At 41.1% G+C, this 20,221-nt stretch carries 15 protein-coding genes and 1 CRISPR repeat array; of the genes, 12 read left to right on the top strand and 3 right to left on the bottom strand.

Features of this window, described 5'->3' with window-relative positions:
* Positions 1 to 67: 67 nt before the first annotated feature.
* From ppsA to cca, 9 genes are all read left to right on the top strand, one after another.
* Entirely contained in the window at positions 68 to 2,521 is a 2,454-nt protein-coding gene (gene ppsA / locus ACMFNG_RS03140; RefSeq protein ID WP_430515205.1) for a phosphoenolpyruvate synthase, read from the top strand.
* A 64-nt stretch (positions 2,522 to 2,585) separates the two neighbouring features.
* The gene (locus ACMFNG_RS03135) at positions 2,586 to 3,329 is read left to right on the top strand and encodes an amidohydrolase family protein (RefSeq protein WP_430515204.1); all 744 of its coding nucleotides are present in this window, start codon (positions 2,586 to 2,588) and stop codon (positions 3,327 to 3,329) included.
* Positions 3,326 to 5,068, top strand: coding sequence for a radical SAM protein (locus ACMFNG_RS03130; protein ID WP_430515203.1), 1,743 nt, complete (start codon positions 3,326 to 3,328; stop codon positions 5,066 to 5,068). The genes ACMFNG_RS03135 and ACMFNG_RS03130 overlap by 4 nt, the downstream gene beginning before the upstream one ends.
* A 22-nt stretch (positions 5,069 to 5,090) precedes the next feature.
* Complete coding sequence (locus ACMFNG_RS03125; protein ID WP_430515202.1) at positions 5,091 to 5,666, top strand: phosphatase PAP2 family protein; 576 nt, start codon at positions 5,091 to 5,093, stop codon at positions 5,664 to 5,666.
* A 24-nt stretch (positions 5,667 to 5,690) separates the two neighbouring features.
* On the top strand, positions 5,691 to 6,152 hold the full coding sequence (locus tag ACMFNG_RS03120) for a phosphoribosyltransferase (RefSeq protein ID WP_430515201.1): 462 nt from the start codon (positions 5,691 to 5,693) through the stop codon (positions 6,150 to 6,152).
* A gap of 43 nt (positions 6,153 to 6,195) precedes the next feature.
* Complete coding sequence (locus ACMFNG_RS03115) at positions 6,196 to 6,786, top strand: MBL fold metallo-hydrolase (protein WP_430515200.1); 591 nt, start codon at positions 6,196 to 6,198, stop codon at positions 6,784 to 6,786.
* A complete protein-coding gene (locus ACMFNG_RS03110) occupies positions 6,786 to 8,480 on the top strand; it encodes a hypothetical protein (protein ID WP_430515199.1) in 1,695 nt (564 codons plus the stop codon). The genes ACMFNG_RS03115 and ACMFNG_RS03110 overlap by 1 nt, the downstream gene beginning before the upstream one ends.
* A gap of 64 nt (positions 8,481 to 8,544) precedes the next feature.
* A complete protein-coding gene (thpR, locus tag ACMFNG_RS03105) occupies positions 8,545 to 9,099 on the top strand; it encodes an RNA 2',3'-cyclic phosphodiesterase (RefSeq protein ID WP_430515198.1) in 555 nt (184 codons plus the stop codon).
* 205 nt (positions 9,100 to 9,304) lie between these two features.
* Entirely contained in the window at positions 9,305 to 10,666 is a 1,362-nt protein-coding gene (gene cca, locus ACMFNG_RS03100; protein ID WP_430515197.1) for a CCA tRNA nucleotidyltransferase, read from the top strand.
* Here the strand turns inward: cca and ACMFNG_RS03095 are convergent.
* A complete protein-coding gene (locus tag ACMFNG_RS03095) occupies positions 10,647 to 11,438 on the bottom strand; it encodes a class II glutamine amidotransferase (RefSeq protein WP_430515256.1) in 792 nt (263 codons plus the stop codon). The genes cca and ACMFNG_RS03095 overlap by 20 nt on opposite strands.
* Before the next feature lie 54 nt (positions 11,439 to 11,492).
* Here ACMFNG_RS03095 and ACMFNG_RS03090 point away from each other — a divergent pair, with 54 nt between their 5' ends.
* The 3 genes from ACMFNG_RS03090 to ACMFNG_RS03080 all read left to right on the top strand — a co-directional run bounded on the left by ACMFNG_RS03090 (position 11,493) and on the right by ACMFNG_RS03080 (position 18,901).
* Entirely contained in the window at positions 11,493 to 12,830 is a 1,338-nt protein-coding gene (locus ACMFNG_RS03090; RefSeq protein ID WP_288072264.1) for a glycerate kinase type-2 family protein, read from the top strand.
* 411 nt (positions 12,831 to 13,241) lie between these two features.
* Positions 13,242 to 16,309: direct repeats of the CRISPR family, unit length 30 nt; unit sequence CTTTCAATTCTATTTTAGTCTTATTGGAAC.
* A 521-nt stretch (positions 16,310 to 16,830) separates the two neighbouring features.
* On the top strand, positions 16,831 to 17,538 hold the full coding sequence (locus ACMFNG_RS03085) for a hypothetical protein (RefSeq protein WP_014835495.1): 708 nt from the start codon (positions 16,831 to 16,833) through the stop codon (positions 17,536 to 17,538).
* Positions 17,492 to 18,901, top strand: a complete 1,410-nt coding sequence (locus ACMFNG_RS03080) for a DUF402 domain-containing protein (protein WP_011011134.1) — start codon at positions 17,492 to 17,494, stop codon at positions 18,899 to 18,901. The genes ACMFNG_RS03085 and ACMFNG_RS03080 overlap by 47 nt, the downstream gene beginning before the upstream one ends.
* Here the strand turns inward: ACMFNG_RS03080 and radB are convergent.
* The gene (radB, locus tag ACMFNG_RS03075; protein WP_014835496.1) at positions 18,898 to 19,575 is read right to left on the bottom strand and encodes a DNA repair and recombination protein RadB; all 678 of its coding nucleotides are present in this window, start codon (positions 19,573 to 19,575) and stop codon (positions 18,898 to 18,900) included. The two genes, ACMFNG_RS03080 and radB, sit on opposite strands and share 4 nt — an antisense overlap.
* Positions 19,576 to 19,585: 10 nt before the next feature.
* Positions 19,586 to 20,218, bottom strand: coding sequence for an MBL fold metallo-hydrolase (locus tag ACMFNG_RS03070; protein WP_011011132.1), 633 nt, complete (start codon positions 20,216 to 20,218; stop codon positions 19,586 to 19,588).
* Between the last annotated feature and the right edge of the window lie 3 nt (positions 20,219 to 20,221).

Here is a 20,221-nt window from a genome sequence, read left to right as displayed (position 1 = left end):
TCACGTTAATTTTAAATATAGCTCACCTTTATCACTCACGGTTATTTTAAGGCGGAGGTGAACTGAAATGGCATACAGATTCATAAAGTGGTTTGAGGAGCTAAGCAAAAATGATGTCCCACTTGTTGGTGGAAAGGGTGCAAATCTTGGTGAAATGACAAATGCTGGAATTCCAGTTCCACCAGGATTCTGTGTTACCGCTGAAGCCTACAAGTACTTTGTTGAAAACGTAAAGGTAAGTAAGGAAGACGTTAAGAGAATTCTCGGCGAAAAGGTTAACAAGGGAACAATTTCTGAGGTTCTTGCTCAGGCTCCCGACGAACCAAGACCCCTCCAGGACTGGATTATGGACATAATCAGCAAGACCGATGTTGATGATTCAAAGATGCTTCAAGAGAACACTGAGGCAATAAGGACCCTCATAAAGAGCCTTGACATGCCATCAGAGATAGCAGAGGAAATTAAGCAGGCTTACAAGGAGCTCAGCCAGAGATTCGGGCAGGAGGAAGTTTATGTTGCAGTTAGATCCTCCGCTACAGCAGAAGACCTACCAGAGGCTTCATTCGCTGGCCAGCAGGAGACATACTTGGACGTTCTCGGTGCTGACGACGTTATAGACAAGGTAAAGAGATGTTGGGCATCACTCTGGACAGCAAGAGCTACATTCTACAGAGCCAAGCAAGGATTTGACCACAGCAAGGTCTACCTCTCAGCTGTCGTCCAGAAGATGGTCAACAGTGAGAAGAGCGGTGTCATGTTCACAGCTAATCCAGTTACAAACAACAGAAATGAGATCATGATCAACGCCTCCTGGGGTCTCGGTGAGGCTGTAGTTAGCGGTGCAGTTACTCCAGATGAATACATCGTGGAAAAGGGAACCTGGAAGATTAAGGAGAAGGTCATAGCAAAGAAGGAAGTTATGGTCATAAGGAACCCAGAGACAGGTAGAGGAACCGTCATGGTCAAGGTTGCAGAGTACCTCGGCCCAGAGTGGGTTGAGAAGCAGGTATTAACCGATGAGCAGATAATTGAAGTCGCAAAGATGGGTCAGAAGATTGAGGACCACTACGGCTGGCCACAGGACATCGAGTGGGCTTACGACAAGGATGACGGCAAGCTCTACATCGTCCAGAGCAGGCCAATAACAACCCTCAAGGAAGAAGCAACTGCAGAAGAGGCCGAGGAGGTTGAAGAGGCAGAGGTCATCCTCAAGGGTCTTGGTGCTTCACCTGGAATTGGTGCAGGTAGAGTTGTTGTAATATTTGACGCAAGTGAGATCGACAAGGTCAAGGAAGGAGACATCTTAGTTACAACAATGACCAACCCAGACATGGTTCCAGCAATGAAGAGAGCAGCAGCAATAGTTACAGATGAGGGTGGAAGAACCAGCCACGCGGCAATAGTTTCAAGAGAGCTTGGAATTCCATGTGTAGTTGGAACCAAGGAAGCTACCAAGAAGCTCAAGACAGGAATGTACGTTACAGTTGATGGTACAAGAGGTCTAGTTTACAAGGGAATTGTAAAGAGCCTAGTCAAGAAGAAGGAAGAGGCCAAGGCTGAAGGAGGACAGGTGGTTGTTGCAGGAGCCCCACTAGTTACGGGAACAATGGTCAAGGTCAACGTATCAATGCCAGAGGTTGCTGAGAGGGCAGCTGCCACTGGAGCAGATGGTGTTGGACTATTGAGGGCCGAGCACATGATCCTAAGCATCGGCCAGCACCCAATCAAGTTCATCAAGGAAGGGAAGGAAGAAGAGCTAGTAGAGAAGCTTGCAGAGGGTATTGAGAAGGTTGCAGCAGCATTCTATCCAAGGCCAGTCTGGTACAGAACACTTGACGCTCCAACCAACGAGTTCAGAGAGATGCCTGGAGGAGAGGATGAGCCAGAAGAGAGGAACCCAATGCTTGGATGGAGAGGAATTAGAAGAGGTCTCGATCAACCAGAGCTACTAAGAGCTGAGTTCAAGGCCATCAAGAAGGTAGTGGAGAAGGGATACAACAACATTGGTGTAATGCTACCACTAGTCAGCCACCCAGAGCAGATAAGAGAAGCTAAGAGAATCGCAAGAGAGGTCGGCCTCGAGCCACACAAGGACGTTGCATGGGGTGTCATGATTGAGGTCCCAGCCGCAGCAATCATAATTGAGGACCTAATCAAGGAAGGAATCGACTTCGTCAGCTTTGGAACAAACGACCTAACCCAGTACACACTTGCAATTGACAGAGACAACGAGAGAGTTGCCAAGCTCTACGACGAGACCCACCCAGCTGTTCTTAAGCTCATTAAGCACGTCATTAAGGTATGTAAGAGGTACGGAGTCGAGACCAGCATCTGTGGACAGGCTGGAAGTGATCCAAAGATGGCAAGAATCTTGGTAAGACTTGGAATCGACAGCATCTCAGCCAACCCAGACGCAGTACAGCTAATCAGACAAGTAGTTGCACAAGAAGAGAGGAAGCTCATGCTAGAGGCAGCCAGGAAGAAACTCTTTGAAGAAGAGGAAGAAGAGGAACTCTTCTGAAGCCTTTCTCCTTTTCTTTAAAGTTTATATTACTTTTCTCCTGAAATCTCTCTGGTGTCAGCTAATGTGGAGAAGTGATGTTAAGTTAAACGCAGATAAGTTTAGAAAGATAGATGCCCACTCTCACATTCAAGTTCTTGGATATCCTTTCAACGTTTCCATAACCCCCGAGGAGTTCCTCTCGCTTATGGAAGCTTACAATATAGAGGTAGCAATAGTTAGCGACGTGGATAATGAGAACATAGCCAAAATCACCAAGGAATATCCAGACAAGCTTGTTGGAATTTACTGGGCCAATCCCAAGGATAAGAACTCCATAAAAGAGGCAAGAAAATTTCTCGAAAAGTTTGAATTTAGAGGAATAAAGCTCCATCCCCTCCTTAACATGTTCTCTCCCGCAGATCCCAGGGTTGAAGAAATTATGAGAACAGCGGAGGAGTTCAATGTTCATGTTCAGGTTCACTCAGGTCACCCCCCAACGTCCCTTCCGTGGCAGATTGAAGAGCTAGCCAGGAAGTTCCCTGAGGTTAAGATAGTGATGGTGCACATGGGGCATGGGAACGCCTATTACATCCAAGGAGCAATAGAGATAGCTAAGAGACATGAAAACGTATATTTGGAAACTTCCGGAATGCCAATGCCAAGCAAGATAGCTGAAGCTTACAAAGTAGCACCTAGAAGAGTTGTTTTTGGAATAGACTTACCCTGTCACCATCCAGTTGTCGAGATTGCTAAGGTTTTAACCTCAGGTTTAGATGAAAAGGGAATGCAGAGAGTGTTCTATGAAAATGCAAAGGTGTTGCTATGATAGTTGCAATAATTGACGGATACACAGATGAGCCTGCAGGTTTAGGCGTTCCCCCCTATTTAGGGCTTTATCCAAGATACGCTTATGGGGCGATAAAAAAAGCCAGGAAAGATGCTAATGTATTTTACCTTACAATCGATGATTTAAGGGCAACCTTTGAGGGAGAACAAGGAATAAAGACAAAGAACAAAACACCAAACTTTCCCAACGTTAAGAAGATCTTAGAGAAGGCAGAGGTTATTGTGTTTATAGGAGGACTCCACACTCCTGGGAAATATCTTTCCGCCGTCCCAGGAAGCGTTGAAGAGGTAAGCAAGTTTATCTCCTCATACAAAGCTGTGAAGATACTTGGCGGGCCTGCTTTTATGGGCTCCGCAAAGATGGGTGGGGTAAAGATAACAACGAAAGAACTAAGATTCGCAGAGGAAGTTTTTGATCACATCGTCTATGGGGATCTCGAGGCATTTCTATTTGACTACTTCTCTGGAAAGGATCTAAACCCCTTTAGGTTTAGGGACTATGAAGAGCTTCAGCCATACGCTTTGTTAGGGGCTGAAGTGGTTAAACAGTTCCCAGGATATCCGGAGTTTGTTCTGGTGGAGATTGAAACTCAGAGAGGTTGCCCAAAAGCCATGGGAATTGGAGGCTGTTCATTCTGTACCGAACCTGTGAGATATAGGGCCGTAGAAAACAGGCCCCAAGAATATGTCGCCCAGGAAGTTGAGGCATTTTACAATCTAGGAATTAGGCATTTTAGAATAGGACGGCAGAGTTGTATATTCTCCTATAAGGCCACTCCTAATGGTAGGGTTCCAATTCCAAACCCAGAGGAAGTGGAAAAACTCTTCAGAGCTGTAAGGTTAGTAGCCCCAAATGTAAAAACCCTCCACGTAGATAATGCAAACCCGGCAGTTATAGCAAATTATCCGGAAGAATCGAGGAGAATTGCAAAGGCGATAGTTAAGTATGGAACTCCAGGGAACGTAGTTGCCTTTGGACTAGAAACTGCAGATCCCAAAGTTGCAAGGATAAACAATCTAAACGCCACACCTGAAGAAACGTATGAAGCCGTTAAGATAATTAATGAAGTTGGGGGTAAAAGAGGATATAACGGACTACCATGGCTTCTCCCTGGGATAAACATCATTTTCGGACTTCCAGGGGAGACAAAAAAGACTTATGAGCTAACCTATGAATTTCTAAAAAAGATCCTTGATGATGGGTTGATGGTGAGGAGAATAAATATAAGACAGGTAGTAGTCTTCCCAGGAACGCCACTATGGAATATGAGAGATAAGGTGAAAACAGAGAAGCACAAAGCTTTGATAGAACACTATAGGCACAAAATAAGGCATGAGATAGATTTGCCGATGCTTAAAAGAGTAGTCCCAGTGGGAACAATCTTAAGGGATGTCAGAGCCGAGATTTATAGTGGAGAGCTTACGTTTGGGAGGCAATTTGGAAGCTATCCATTAATAGTAGGAATTCCGAAGAAAGTCGAGCTTAACAAATACTACGATGTTATGATAGTTGATCACGGGCTTAGAAGCGTTACTGGGATACCAGTCCCAATAGATATCAATAAGGAAAGCTCGAAAGTTTTGAAATGGCTCCCAGGAATCGGAAAGAAAACTCTTGTAAAAATATTAGCAAAAAGACCCTTCAAAAGCGAGGATGAGTTTTTGTCCCTTCTTCCAGAAAACTCTAGAGAAATGTATAGAGGAAAAATAAAGCTTTAAAGCTCCAAGGAGAAATACAAACATGCTCACAATACTTACAGCAATACTTTTGGCAATTTTTGTGCTGCAAGTCTTAGGATCATTTAGCGGAATAAATTCCCTAATAGATAGCTCAATCACTCTTCCAACGTACTTCCCCTTACTCCTAACAAGAACAGCAGATTCATTAAGTATTGCCGCCTTTGTGGGAATTATTGTAGCCTATGAAATGAAAAAGCATAGAAAAATTTCACTTGAGACCAAAATTCTCATTCTCTCTCTACTATTTGGAACGTTAATAGTTGGGGGACTGAAAGCAATCCTCCAAGTTCCAAGACCTGAAAATCCTGAAGTTAAGATTCCACTTACAAAAGCAATCCTCCAAGCAGATAAGTTTGCCTTCCCCTCTGGCCATACAGCTAGAGCCTCTATCTTCGCCACTTACCTATCTAAAAAACTTCCCAAATTTAGAGTACTCTGGTGGGCCTGGGCAGTTGGAATTGCCCTAACCAGACTTATACTCCACGTTCACTGGTTCAGCGATGTACTGTTTAGCCTTTTCCTTGGCCCCTGGGTATATCTTCTAACACAGCGCATCTTTTTTAAAGTGGAGAGGTGAAGGGCTAAGCAAGAGGTGAGAGAAATGGACAAGGTCTATCTTACCTGGTGGCAAGTGGATAGAGCTATCTTCGCACTCGCCCAAAAGCTGAGAGAGTACAAGCCAGATGTCATCGTAGGAATTGCAAGGGGAGGGCTAATTCCAGCAGTCAGGCTTAGCCATATCTTGGGCGATATTCCTCTCAAGGTAATAGACGTGAAGTTCTACAAAGGAGTTGGGGAAAGAGGAGAAAAACCAGTTATAATAATACCAATTCACGGAGACTTAAAAGACAAGAAAGTCGTTATTGTTGATGACGTAAGCGACACAGGAAAAACTCTTGAGGTTGTCATAAAGGAAGTCAAGAAGTTGGGGGCAAAGGAAGTTAAAGTTGCCTGCCTTGCAATGAAGCCTTGGACATCTGTAGTTCCAGACTACTACGTTTTTAGAACTGATAAGTGGATAGTTTTCCCATGGGAAGAGTTCCCTGTAATTGAAAGTGAGTAACCTTTTTGTTCTTTTTCTTCTAATTAATATTTGGTGAAACTCAATGATCTATAGGATTAGAGATGGCTTTGTTAATGTGTACATTATTGACAGAGGAGACCATCTTGTCCTCATAGACACGGGAATAGAGGGAACGTGTGAGAAGATACTAGAGAAAATCAAGGAGCTCAAAAAGCCCTTAAAAACAATTATAATTACCCATCACCACCTAGATCATACCGGCTCCCTTAAGTGCGTGAAAGACGCAACGGGAGCAAAAGTTGTAGCTCATAAAGAAGAGGTAAAATCTATAGAGGAGAGAACGGACGTTAAGGTCGACGTTCCCGTTAAAGATGGTGATGTTGTCGAAGGACTTAAGGTATTCCACAAACCTGGACACACGAAGGGAAGTATATGCTTGCTTGACGAAGAAAGCGGAGCCCTTTTTGTGGGGGATATAATAATTGAAAAAGGTGGAAAACTTTACGAAGTTCCACACCAATATTCAGAGGATCCCATGAGAAACAGAGAAAGTATCAAGGAAATTCTGAACATCGACTTTAAGTCAATTTATCCAGCTCATGGGGAACCGCTTCTAGAAAATGCAAAGGAGAGAGTTAAAGAATTAATAGAAGTTCTGGAGCAAGAAAAATGATGCTCACAGAATATCTCAACTCTTGGGAATTAAAAAAGGCCGAAGAAGAAGTAAAAAGGTCAGAAGATAAGTTAAAAGAACTCCTTTCAATAATTTCCCAGGCTGAGAATAGGGAAATCGTTTACAGGGGACTTATTGTCCTTGAAAATGTTCTCAAGCAAATGAACGATATTGAAAGATTAAGAGTTATAGAAGATGTTCTCCCTACACTAGTGGGGATTCTTGAAAATGAGAAAGATGAGAAAATCATCTTGAGAACTACAAAATGCCTAAACACTTTAATTGCAGGAATCCCCGTAACTCCCTGGTGCTTTGTGAGGCTTGGGCACGCAATCAAGGATATTATAAAATCCAAACCAAGTGAGATAATTCTCTTTGAGCTGGCCGAAGTAATAAAGTCTCTTAAGACATTTTCAAAGAGCCCTTCAGTTTACGATCTACTATCTAGGCTTCTGAAGTCCCGAAACATCCAGCTTAAAATCGTTGGCCTTAGACTCCTCCTCAATTTACCTCATGATGTAAAAGACATTTTAAGGGAAATTACGTTTATATTCCCAAGTAAAGACAAGTTTGTTCTTGAATTGGGTTTGGATATTTTGGAAGAGATATCAAAGGTCAAAGTAACTCAGGAAACTTTAGATTACTTCATAGCAATATTGTCTAGGATAAAAGATATAGCTCTCTCCGGCCCTCCCGAATTCCGCGAAAAGGCAAAGGTCGTAGTAGAGAGGATAGAAGATAACCTCAAAGAATACTACAAGAACAACCTAGAGGAAGCTAAAAGAAAAATAAATGAGCTTTTAAAAGAAGAAAAATTCTACGAGGCAATAGATCTTGCCCTTGCAATTGGAGACACATACATATTGAAGTGGCTAGCTGATGTTCTCGAAAAGCTCGAGAAAAAGACCGTTGAAATAAATGAAAGAGTAATTCCAAGGCCTAAGAGTGTAGGGCAAAAAGTTAGAACTGGAGATATGAAAACCTTGAGGCCAATAGTGTTAAAGGATCTAAAGCCGCCAAAAGAGGCATACAGCGAAGCCTTAGGAAGGGCTATAGAGAGTGAGGATATAGATAAAGTTATCTTACTGCTCACAAAAAATCCAGAGCTTTTATTTGATCTTATCAAGAAGTTAAAAAGTGAGAATAAATTTGAAAGAATGGACGCGCTTTGGGCAATTTTGAAAGCCATTGAATCCCTAGATGAGAAAAGACTAGAGATCTTTCAACTAGCAATACAGCCGTTGTTCGAAATAGCACAGAATGAAAGAAATAGGTGGGCAAGACTTAGGGCCATAAAAGCTTTGGCAAAGTTAGCGGCAAAGGCAAAGTTTGGAAAGGATATAGTTGAATACTTCATAAAGGATTTACATTCAGAAAACTTCGAAATGGCCCTTACATTCTTCAGCTATTACTTCCTTGAGAGATACGACGACCAGATTGCAGATATTGTGCTGAAAAGAATAGAAGAACTCGTAGAGAATGACCACATAACAGTTGAAATACTCTTAACTCTAGAATCACTTGTGGAGGTTATGCCTGAAAAAGAGCTTCCTAAGTTAAAAGGTATAGTAAAGAACTTGATAAGACTAAAGAAAGCTGAAAAAGTTTCTCAAGAACTTCAAAAGTCAATTCTCCATCTTTTAGATTTGGTAGCTGAAAGAATGAGAGGGGTTGTGACCTTGTCAAAATACTAAGGTTTTCAGAGTAGGGAATTAAAGGACTAAAAAAAGTTATAACTCCAAAAGACTACTCGCACACATGAGAGCGTTTATAGCTATAGATGTTAATGAGAGCGTTAGGGACTCACTAGTTAGAGCCCAAGACTACATAGGATCAAAAGAAGCTAAGATAAAGTTTGTGGAGAGGGAAAATTTCCACATAACGCTAAAATTTCTAGGGGAAATCACAGAAGAACAGGCAGAAGAAATCAAAAAAATCCTCGAGAAAATTGCCAAAAAGTACAAAAAGCACGAAGTCAATGTTAAAGGAATAGGGGTCTTCCCAAATCCCAACTATGTGAGAGTCATTTGGGCTGGAATTAAAAATGATGAGATAATAAAGAAGATCGCCAAGGAAATCGACGAGGAGCTTGCAAAACTTGGCTTTAAAAAGGAAAATAATTTTGTGGCTCACATAACTATAGGGAGAGTGAAGTTCGTTAAAGACAAGCTTGGCCTGGCCATGAAGCTTAAGGAACTTGCTAATGAAGACTTTGGTTCCTTTGTAGTTGAAGCCATCGAGCTAAAAAAGAGCACTCTAACTCCCAAAGGGCCGATATATGAGACTCTCGCAAGATTCGAGTTAAGTGAATAAAAAGAAATTTTAATCATTCTCATTTTTGTTCTAACAAATACCTAGTTCCAATGAAGTATGTATAGCGAATAACTCACATCTTCTTTCTCAGTATCATATGAACCTAAATTAACACGGGAGTTGGGCAATTTCTAACAAGAACACCGTGAAAATATTGAGATCATAAAACAAAAGAGTAAAATACTTCCTGGGGGCATGTACAAACATGGATATTGAAGACGTCATTGAAGAAGTTCTCCAGAAAATAGTCCCTAGCGAGGAGGAAAAGAGATTCATCAAAACACTTATGGAGGAGATTAAGGAAAAGGCAAAAGAGACAATTGAAGAACTCAATCTCAACGCCAAGCCATACTTTGTTGGTTCTTTGGCAAAGGACACTTATCTAGCTGGGGACCACGATGTAGACCTCTTCATTGCATTTCCACTAGATACAGGCCTAGAAGAGCTTAAGGAGAAGGGATTAGAAATCGGAAAAGCCCTAGGGAATAAACTTGGGAAGTATGAAATAGCCTACGCAGAGCATCCTTACGTTAGAGCAAAATATAAAGGAGTTAAGGTGGATATAGTTCCATGCTACGACGTTAAAAGCTGGAAAGATGTAAGAACGGCAGTTGATAGGTCAATACTACATACAAAATGGGTTCTTGAAAATTTACATGGAAGAAACAACGAGGTAAGACTTTTCAAACGCTTCTTAAAGGGAATAAATGCTTATGGGAGCGAAATATATGTGAGAGGATTCTCAGGTTATCTTGCCGAAATACTGATCATAGAATTTGGGTCATTTCTAAGTGTGCTAGAGAAGGCAGATTTCATGCTCAGAAAGAAGATTATTGACCCCAAGGAGTGGATAAAGAAGGAAAGTGAAATAGCTATGAAAACCATAAAAAGGGAAGTCGAAGAGGATAAACCTCTAATAGTTATAGATCCTGTTGACCCAAGGAGAAACGTTGCAGCCAATTTAAGCTGGGAGAGATTTGGGCTCTTCTATTTTTCCTCCATACAATTCTTAAAGAAACCATCCCTGGAATTTTTCTTCCCAACTAAGAAGGGAGAGGATTACAGAGAAGAACTTAGAAGAAAGGGGACACACATAATTACCCTGCTCTTCACACCCCCGGATCTCGTGGATGATCTTTTACTCCCCCAAGTTGAGAAAACAGCCAAGGGCCTAGCAAAAGCTCTAGAAATTGAGGGTTTCAAAGTATTTGGCGTTGATTATGGAAGGAACTTCATATTTTTAGAAGTTGACAGGGTAGAAAAACCCAGGATTGAGATAAAGAAGGGCCCCCTCTACTTTACTTCTCACGGAAGAAGGTTTTACGAGAAGAACGAGAGAGTGTGGATAGAGGGAAAGGATTTAATGGCCGAGAAGAAAGTTAGTGGGTTTATAGTGGAAGTCCTCGAAGAGATATTCAAAAAGGGCCAGTTTTCAGCTGGAAAGAACGTGAAAGAAGCAATAACAAGTTCGGATATATTAATAGACTTTGTACCAAAGTCCCTGTCAAATGAAGCCTATCTATTCCTCTCTAGGGAAAAGTTCAGCGTTAAAAGGAATACTTCTTAACCTCAAACTCTTTTTCTTTTAAGCTAACCTCTAGAGAAAAGATGGTGGCATTGGGAACTTCATCCACTGGGAAATATGTGTAAAGCTCCAGCGTGGAGGACGCCAAGACGAACAAATCAAAGTCTGGAAAGGTTATCAATCTCATATAATCCCTCTCTGCCTTGTTTTCTAGAAATTCTTCTCTCATGTACGCCACTCCAATAACCTTTAATCTCCCAGGGGAAGCCAAGATTATTCCAACATTTAGAGAGGTATTAACAACTTCCTTCAGAGCTGAGATAGCTTTAACTATCTCTTCATCTTCCTGGGAAGTTACGAAAAGAGAAACATACATTCCAGCAACGTAGGAATCAGAAACATCCAAAAACTTCTCTTTTGGAAGCTTTAGGGCGTCTAAAAGCATTGACTTGTTTAGATCCCCATTGTGCATGAAATAGAGCTGATAGCCATGAGGACTTCCAAATGAAAAGGGCTGGGCGTTGAACGTTTCCACACTTCCCTGACTAGCAGCCCTAGAATGAGCCATCAAAACTGAGAAACCAGAGATATTCTTCTTTAACTCATCAACTTCCTCATCCTCAAATACGGGTTTTTTCGACTTATAGTGCTTAACGTAATCCTCAGTTATTAAAACATAACCCCAGCCATCTTTGTGGCTTTTCCCCTTTCCCCTAGCCTCTTTATAGGGATCATTTTCAGAGGCCCTAACAAAGGCCTCAATCCAAGGAACTATTCTCTGACCCTCCCCGACAGCAAGAAGAATTCTGCACATTGAATCCACCATATTAATATTTTTCTACAACCTTATATTTTTATGGTGAGTGAAATGAACAGGGAGGACCTACTCTCCCAGGGAGATGTTAGGACAAAAGAAATAGCACTTGCAATGATGGAAGAAGCAATAAAGAGCGCGGATCCTTATGAGGCCGTAAAGAGAGTACTCAGAATTGAGGGGGATAAGCTCATAGTTAACGGAAAAGAGTTTCAAATAAAAGGAGATATTTACGTGTTGGCCTTTGGGAAGGCCGCATGTTCAATGGCAAAGGCCGTGGAAGAGATTTTAGGAGATAGGATAAGGGAAGGAATAGCGGTAACAAAGTACGGCTACTCCCTACCTCTAAAGAAGATAAGGGTCATTGAAGCAGGACACCCAATTCCAGATGAAAACTCAGTGAAAGGGGCTAAGCTTGGAGTTGAACTCGCGAAAAAGGTGAAAGAAAACGATATTCTATTGGTTCTGATTTCTGGAGGAGGGTCGGCCTTGTTCACACTCCCCGAAGATGGAATAAGCCTCGAGGACAAGATCAAGACAAATGAGCTCCTCCTCAAGAGTGGGGCGAAGATATATGAAATAAACACAGTTAGAAAGCACATCTCAAAGGTTAAAGGAGGAAAACTGGCAAAGCTCGTCAAAGGAACACTGATAAGCTTGATTGTTTCAGATGTTGTAGGTGATCCCCTGGAAGCAATAGCCTCTGGGCCAACGGTGAAAGACCCAACAACGTTTAGGGATGCATATAGGATCCTCAAGCTCTACAACCTTTGGGATAAGATTCCAGAGAGCGTGAGGAGATATATAGAGCTTGGTCTTGAGGGGAAGGTTGAAGAGACATTAAAGGAGGATTTGCCAAATGTTCACAACTTTCTCATTGCCAGTAACGCGTTGGCCTGCGAAGCCGTTGAAAGAAAGGCTAAAGAGCTTGGCTTAAATGCTTATATACTAACAACAACACTTGAGGGGGAGGCCAGAGAAGTGGGGATTGCTCTTGGTTCTATAATCGAAGAGGTTTACCACAGAAACAGACCCTTCAAGAGGCCATGTGTTCTAATTGCTGGAGGTGAAACTACAGTTACAATACAGGGGGAAGCTGGGCTTGGTGGGCCTAACCAGGAGCTTGCCCTAAGTATAGCGAGGAAGATAGCAGGGCTTAGAGGAGTTGCCGTGCTGGTCATAGATACCGACGGAACTGACGGGCCCACAGATGCTGCTGGAGGATTGGTAGATAGCTACACATTGGAGGTTCTTAAAAAAGAGAACATTGACGTTGAGGAATACTTAAAGAGACACAACGCCTATGAGGCGCTGAAGAGGGCGAAGGCTCTTGTTATAACTGGGCCCACGAGAACGAACGTTAATTCCATGATGATTGCCGTGATTCTTTAGATCTTTAGAATTTTTCTAATTTCTAGTTTAAAAATTTTTATTAGAAACAATTTTAAACAAAGAATAGAAAAATATCTCGTATTTTCATTAATTTAAAAACTCGTGTTAAAAACATCGAACACATATCTTATCAGACCTCACATTCAAATATCCGAGCATGTGTCTCTTCCACCTTTGAAAAATAAATGTGCTTTTTCAATTTTATTTTTGGTCTTATTGGAACCGTAGATTTCTTTTGGCCAGTGTATCAAGGCCAACCGTCTTTCAATTCTATTTTAGTCTTATTGGAACAATTGTGGAAGTTCCATCTCAGATTAAATCAGATGTGGGGGCCTCTCTTTCAATTCTATTTTAGTTCTTATTGGAACCATGCCCCGAGCCCCCGGCTCGGGGCACTCATCTTGGAAACTCCTTTCAATTCTATTTTAGTCTTATTGGAACAATATCATTGAGAACTATATAAGAGATAACGATGTCGCTTTCAATTCTATTTTAGTCTTATTGGAACTCACCGCTAACGTGGCGAATTGCTAAAGCTGTCCTTTCTTTCAATTCTATTTTAGTCTTATTGGAACCTACTATACGGTCGGAGTTAAAAAGGTTGAAGTTTTCTTTCAATTCTATTTTAGTCTTATTGGAACTGAGGAGATAACAGGGATGTCAATAAGATTAAACGTACTTTCAATTCTATTTTAGTCTTATTGGAACATAATACGGCTTTTGCTAGGCTCTCTTTGGTTATGCTCTTTCAATTCTATTTTAGTCTTATTGGAACTAACGTTAATGTTGAGGAGATAACAGGGATATCTGTGCTTTCAATTCTATTTTAGTCTTATTGGAACCTCAATCTCAATGTTATATGCTTCAATCCTCTTCTCGCTTTCAATTCTATTTTAGTCTTATTGGAACACGTGTTTACTATAATTGAAAGCTTCGTAAAAGAAGCTTTCAATTCTATTTTAGTCTTATTGGAACTTTCAACGTTCGAGAGCATTAATTTCGAAGAATACAACTTTCAATTCTATTTTAGTCTTATTGGAACCGAAAAACTTATAAACCACGTAATTATAAATTATAAACTTTCAATTCTATTTTAGTCTTATTGGAACGTTTGACATGTGGGCTACTATTTACTATAACCAGCTTCTTTCAATTCTATTTTAGTCTTATTGGAACATCCTTCACCGCCCCCCTCACTGCTAATTACGTAATACTTTCAATTCTATTTTAGTCTTATTGGAACCTCAAACCACTCGTTTCATTCTATATGTCTTTAGTTCCTTTCAATTCTATTTTAGTCTTATTGGAACTGACTGAAATCCCAGTAGACGGACTTGTAGTATCGCCTTTCAATTCTATTTTAGTCTTATTGGAACAATGTTTTTGATGTTCGATGAAGAGTTAGTACCAACTCTTTCAATTCTATTTTAGTCTTATTGGAACACTCCTGGCTCAATCTCCACAATGACTTTTGAGCCCTTCTTTCAATTCTATTTTAGTCTTATTGGAACAGTTTATCGGCTGGGCTGGTTGCCCTTTTGGTTATAGTCTTTCAATTCTATTTTAGTCTTATTGGAACCTCATCGTAGTAGATGTTAGAACTTGAAAAGTAGTATCTTTCAATTCTATTTTAGTCTTATTGGAACGCAATAAAGCTGAGGAGCATCGCATTGAAAATTTTATCTTTCAATTCTATTTTAGTCTTATTGGAACGGTTGGGAATCTTGAAGAGTTGGCTCATTGGCTCGATGCTTTCAATTCTATTTTAGTCTTATTGGAACAGGGAGTTCCAAGGAGACTTAGTGATAGCACTGAAAAATACTTTCAATTCTATTTTAGTCTTATTGGAACCCTGCTCGACGACTACAAGATGCAGGTGGAAAAGTACACTTTCAATTCTATTTTAGTCTTATTGGAACAAGGTAAGTTGGATTTTCAAGCCGCCTTTATACATCACTTTCAATTCTATTTTAGTCTTATTGGAACTCTGGGCAAGAGGTTGGGGCTTGATGTCGTCCTCGAGTTCACTTTCAATTCTATTTTAGTCTTATTGGAACCCGAGCTGATGCAGGAAAAGTTTGAGAGGCCAGAAGTACTTTCAATTCTATTTTAGTCTTATTGGAACCTCGTGATGACTCCACCCACCTTGATGTAGCCGTTCCCCTTTCAATTCTATTTTAGTCTTATTGGAACGAAGCCAAAGAGACTCCTGCAGCGCTAAATATAATCTTTCAATTCTATTTTAGTCTTATTGGAACTTCTGTGATGGATTATCAGCAAATAGAGCGAGATCGTTCGTAACTTTCAATTCTATTTTAGTCTTATTGGAACATAGTTTCTGTCGACATCATAACTAACTCTAAGACATTCTTTCAATTCTATTTTAGTCTTATTGGAACTCGTTGATCAAAGACCTGTAAGTCATATAGTCCTTGCTTTCAATTCTATTTTAGTCTTATTGGAACTCAGAAACCCAATCGTCCAGAAGAAGCTTGGCCTCTTTCTTTCAATTCTATTTTAGTCTTATTGGAACTTTTACGGGGGTAGGCAAGTTGTCATCATTGGAAAGACTTTCAATTCTATTTTAGTCTTATTGGAACTGGCGATAGAGACATACAGAGTGAGGGAGTATTTCAACTTTCAATTCTATTTTAGTCTTATTGGAACACTGTCTTCACATATGCTGTTCTCAACTACTTTGCAGCTTTCAATTCTATTTTAGTCTTATTGGAACCTGGCCAGATCAAGTTACTTAGAGCAAAAAATGAATCATACTACTTTCAATTCTATTTTAGTCTTATTGGAACGTGGAAGTAGAAGTATTAGGGCATGTCTTTCATTTGCTTTCAATTCTATTTTAGTCTTATTGGAACTTTATCCTGAACACGCTCGGATATATCGAGATATCCGTCTTTCAATTCTATTTTAGTCTTATTGGAACCCTATCTCGGACGTCGCACACTTGGGAGAGTTATCAGGCTTTCAATTCTATTTTAGTCTTATTGGAACCTGAACGGTGAAAGCGCCGTTTACTCGACGATCCTCACTTTCAATTCTATTTTAGTCTTATTGGAACTCGCGGAGACGAACCAGGCACTGGCCAGCGTTCCTCCTTTCAATTCTATTTTAGTCTTATTGGAACTTTCATATTTTGACAATTTAAAGGAGAGTGGATAGGACTTTCAATTCTATTTTAGTCTTATTGGAACTGCCGCGATCCTCGGTGCACTCGCCTTGAGGGGAGGTCTTTCAATTCTATTTTAGTCTTATTGGAACACGTCTCTTACAGCGAACCGAATCCAGTCACTTACACTCTTTCAATTCTATTTTAGTCTTATTGGAACAGCAAACGTTGAGATCCAAAACGCACAGCTTAACGTGCTTTCAATTCTATTTTAGTCTTATTGGAACATCCAAAAGCGCTTATACCAGCTCGGCTATCCGACTGACTTTCAATTCTATTTTAGTCTTATTGGAACAGGGGGCTTTTTCGCCCCAATACTCCTACGGAGTAACTATATCACTCGAATTTATAACCTTTACGGGGCATCCAACTTACCCAGCAACCCCCCATTTATAAACAAACCAACGCCCCCTGAGACCCTAAATCAAAAATACTCCCAGGGTAACCCTGGGAAAAATCAACCCTTTTCACACCCTATCCCAGAGGAATACCTAACTAACTCAACCAAGCAAACTCCTACCTAATTATAATAATCCAACAGAATCTCTCAAACTTCTTACAAAAATCTATATTTAGCATGCTATTCAAAAAATTTCGAAAAACTTTCGTAACAAATAAGTAGCAAAACTGTAACATGCTGCAAATAATAACTTCAAGTTACTAAATTAAATCCTAACCCCTTAAAAACCTTTATTTCAAGAATAAAGCTCAAAGAAAACCAAGAATCAAAAAATAAGCCCAAACATCGTGTACCGAAAAATCTTCAATATAACTATCCTTAAATATTCCCTGGAAGATATATTATGGGGATATAAAATGCTATCTGAGAAGGTCAAAGAACTCCAAAGTCTCCATAGGGACTTTGAAGATTTAATCCCCCGACTTCTTCTCGAAAAGGACATAAAAGACATCTGCAGATCAGCTTATGAAATTGAAAACAAGAAAATTAGGATTCTTTTTGACCTCTTGAGTGAGAGCCCAAAAATCGGAAGAGAGTTTGAAAATCTCGTCAAGGAGATGCTTAGATTAGAATCCAGGATGAAGGGAATAATAGAAGACATAATAAGGAACATGGAAGATCCCGATGTTTACATCAAAACTCTTGCAAACTTCAACAGAAACTATGACTACCTCGTAACAGAAAATCTCAGTTCTCTCCTTCTCTATGCAGAATTTTCAGATCTTCTCCAAAAAGAGGGGGGAATCCCAGAACCGATTCTTAACAGGATAATGAAAGCCGAGGAAGTAAGTGAAAAAATTGGAGTTTTGGTAAAATTCTTAAGCATACTCTACAATAAGCCATCGGCACTTTTCAAGGTGGAAACCTCCTTAAGGAGTCTTAATCAGCTTGGGCTTAGATGGGTTGAAATAAGGCATTTGGAGAGAGAAACTGGTATCAAGAGAGAAGAACTGGAAGAGATCCTAGAGGGACTCACGCTCATTGGAGTCGTGGAAAAGATGAATAGGGGTGGTGAAAGTGTCTACAGAATCAGAAATAGCGGTGAGGATAAGGGGAATATATAGCACGGCCCTAACAAAGCTCCTAATGGACAGGGGTTTCAAGATAGTACAGCCAAGCGACGTGATAGCTGAGAGGTTTGGAATTGAGAAGAGCTATGAGGACTTTGACGTCGACATCTACGACAAAAACCACGGTGTGACAATCGTTGGAACCAAAGTGGAGGCGGTGAAGAAGGTCTTTGAGGAGGAGTTTATTGACGTCTTTTTTAGAAAGCTCCCCTATAAGCTCCATGGAATTTACAAGGGGCTTGTGGTGAAAAGAGATGACAGGTTTGTTTATGTAGATATTGGGAATGTTATTGGAACGGTTCTCATAGAGGAGCTTCCAGATGCTGCCGAAGGGGATGAAGTTGTTGTTCAAGTGAAGAAGCACAACGTCCTCCCACACCTAAGCACCTTAATAACAATCCCGGGTGACTATGCAGTGCTGATTCCAAAGCCCATAGGAGTTCAGAGACACGTGAAGATTTCCAGAAAGATAAAGGATCCCGAGGAAAGGGAAAGGTTGAGAATCCTGGGACTAAGTGTTGATCTTGGAGAGTGGGGTGTTCTCTGGAGAACTGCTGCCGCTTACAAGGATTGGAACACGTTAAGGGATGAACTAGTGAGGCTTTCAAAAATTGCAGATAAGCTGAAGGAGGCAGAGAAGTTCTCAGCTCCAGCAGAGATAATAGAGGGGAGGGAAATTTACGAGATTGAATTCGGTGGTGGAGTCAAGAAAAAGCTTGATGAGATTAGGAATGAAGTTGTTCCCACAATTGAAGGGCACCACCAGTTCAAGTCCTACGACCCAGAGTTTACATTAGCTGTAGATGTCGCAGAGGGGATTCTGGCAAAACTCCCGTCCCAGAGGCAGAAGATAAGTAAAGGATTTCTAGAAGCTATAATTACCAGTAAAGGACCAAAGGTTGGTTGGATATTCACGCTGAACCACGTGAAACCTGATGGGCAGATAATAAAGATTGGCCCAGGGGAAGTAATAGAGGTATCCACGGATCCTTTAAAAGTGACAATAAAGAGATATCTAAGGCCAGGAAAGTTCTATGATGGACTGGAAGTGCCAATAGAGAGTGGAGATTACGCAATAACTGAAATAGAGGCTGGAAAGTGGTGGTTTGTTCACAGATACTATGATAAAGATGGCAACCTTAAGGGAGAGTTCTACAACATCAACACCCCTGTGGAGATCTATCCAGATAAGGCAAGATATGTGGATCTAGAGGTCGACATAGTGAGGTGGCCAGACGGAAAGAAGGAGATCATAGATAAGGAGAAGCTAAAGGAACACTACGAGGAGGGAATTATTAGTGAGAAGCTCTATAAGGCAACGCTGAGGATTGCCCAGGAGGTCTACGACAGGCTCTAATCTTCGTTTTTTACATCCTCCAATCCTTTATCTGTTATTTTGAAGTATACCATCCCACCCTCTGGCCTAAACCTATGCCTTTCCAGAACTGCAATTCTCACTCCAACCCTAAGCCTTTCAAAGCGGAGGATGTCCTTTGTTTTGTACCCCAGGGTGTGCTCAGCTATTGGTTTAAGAATTCCTGAGTTTGAATCGTAATAAACTTGATTGACAACTATAACGGCAACGTTTTTTCTTCTGGCAATCCACTGAAGAACTTGGAGTTGCTTGGAAAGTTCTCCATACTCTCTACTCCCCTCCGCTCTATAATGGGCCGTAAAGGAGTCGACCACAACTAAAGAAAACTTTTCATTCACGATATTTTTCAACCTCGCAATTACCTGTCTTTGCTCGTTTAAATCCATAGGTTCGAATATCACGAACTTTTCAAGTGCTTTCTCCACATCCAAGTTCCTTGATTCTGCCATTTGAGCTAACCTTTCGGGGGAGAATCCCCCCTCAGTATCAACATAAGCCACTTTTCCCTCATTCAATAATCCAACCTGCATTGCAAAAGTTGTCTTCCCGGTGGCAAATGGCCCGTAAACTTGGAGTATTACTCCCTTAGCAACTCCACCACCTAAAAGCTCATCTAACCCCTTGACTCCAGTGGTTAAGAGCTCAGTATTTAGCATTGAAACACCTTCAGATTTCAAAACCCTCATAGGGCTTAAGATCCTTTACTAAAACCCATATGCGCCTTTTTTGGAGCTCCTTCTTGAACTCTTCAGGATCGGCCTCGCTGTACGTTCCATAGTGCATTGGAACTGCTATCCTGGGCCTTATCATCTCCACTATATCCGCAGCCTCCCTTACACTAGCGGTGGACTTCCCACCTATTGGAACCAAAAGAACATCAACCTTTCCCCTCAACTCTGTAAAAGCTGGACTGTAGTATGTATCTCCCAAGTGAGCCACTCTTTTGCTTCCTTCAATTAGATATCCCAGGGGATACTGGCTTGTTGGATGCTCTGTGAAAAATGCCCTAACCCTAATATCTCCCAGCTCGATTTCCTGTCCCACCTCTATCTCTCTGACCTTTGTTAGCCCATCACTTATTGCCATGAGATAAACTGTTTTCGGCCCTATAACCTCGGCATCACTGAGCTTTGCTATTAGTGGGGTCTTACCGTAGTGATCCATGTGCTCGTGGGTAACTAGAATGTAATCGACCTTGCCTATTCTGTCTTCATCAACGTCTGGGTATGGATCGATTAGTATCTTAGTCCCCCTATCCTCCACCAAGAAGCAGGCATGACCACACCACACAATCTTCATTCT

The organism is Pyrococcus woesei (assembly GCF_050496105.1).
Taxonomy (GTDB): Archaea; Methanobacteriota_B; Thermococci; order Thermococcales; family Thermococcaceae; genus Pyrococcus; species Pyrococcus furiosus.
This window is presented reverse-complemented; position numbering and strand designations above follow the sequence as displayed.

Coding starts and splice junctions, on each gene's coding strand:
- cca (WP_430515197.1), top strand. CDS start 9,305: ATGGATATTGAAGACGTCATTGAAGAAGTTCTCCAGAAAATAGTCCCT.
- ACMFNG_RS03135 (WP_430515204.1), top strand. CDS start 2,586: ATGTGGAGAAGTGATGTTAAGTTAAACGCAGATAAGTTTAGAAAGATA.
- ACMFNG_RS03120 (WP_430515201.1), top strand. CDS start 5,691: ATGGACAAGGTCTATCTTACCTGGTGGCAAGTGGATAGAGCTATCTTC.
- ACMFNG_RS03090 (WP_288072264.1), top strand. CDS start 11,493: ATGAACAGGGAGGACCTACTCTCCCAGGGAGATGTTAGGACAAAAGAA.
- ACMFNG_RS03125 (WP_430515202.1), top strand. CDS start 5,091: ATGCTCACAATACTTACAGCAATACTTTTGGCAATTTTTGTGCTGCAA.
- ACMFNG_RS03095 (WP_430515256.1), bottom strand. CDS start 11,438: ATGTGCAGAATTCTTCTTGCTGTCGGGGAGGGTCAGAGAATAGTTCCT.
- ACMFNG_RS03070 (WP_011011132.1), bottom strand. CDS start 20,218: ATGAAGATTGTGTGGTGTGGTCATGCCTGCTTCTTGGTGGAGGATAGG.
- thpR (WP_430515198.1), top strand. CDS start 8,545: ATGAGAGCGTTTATAGCTATAGATGTTAATGAGAGCGTTAGGGACTCA.
- radB (WP_014835496.1), bottom strand. CDS start 19,575: ATGCTAAATACTGAGCTCTTAACCACTGGAGTCAAGGGGTTAGATGAG.
- ACMFNG_RS03085 (WP_014835495.1), top strand. CDS start 16,831: ATGCTATCTGAGAAGGTCAAAGAACTCCAAAGTCTCCATAGGGACTTT.
- ACMFNG_RS03130 (WP_430515203.1), top strand. CDS start 3,326: ATGATAGTTGCAATAATTGACGGATACACAGATGAGCCTGCAGGTTTA.
- ACMFNG_RS03110 (WP_430515199.1), top strand. CDS start 6,786: ATGCTCACAGAATATCTCAACTCTTGGGAATTAAAAAAGGCCGAAGAA.
- ppsA (WP_430515205.1), top strand. CDS start 68: ATGGCATACAGATTCATAAAGTGGTTTGAGGAGCTAAGCAAAAATGAT.
- ACMFNG_RS03115 (WP_430515200.1), top strand. CDS start 6,196: ATGATCTATAGGATTAGAGATGGCTTTGTTAATGTGTACATTATTGAC.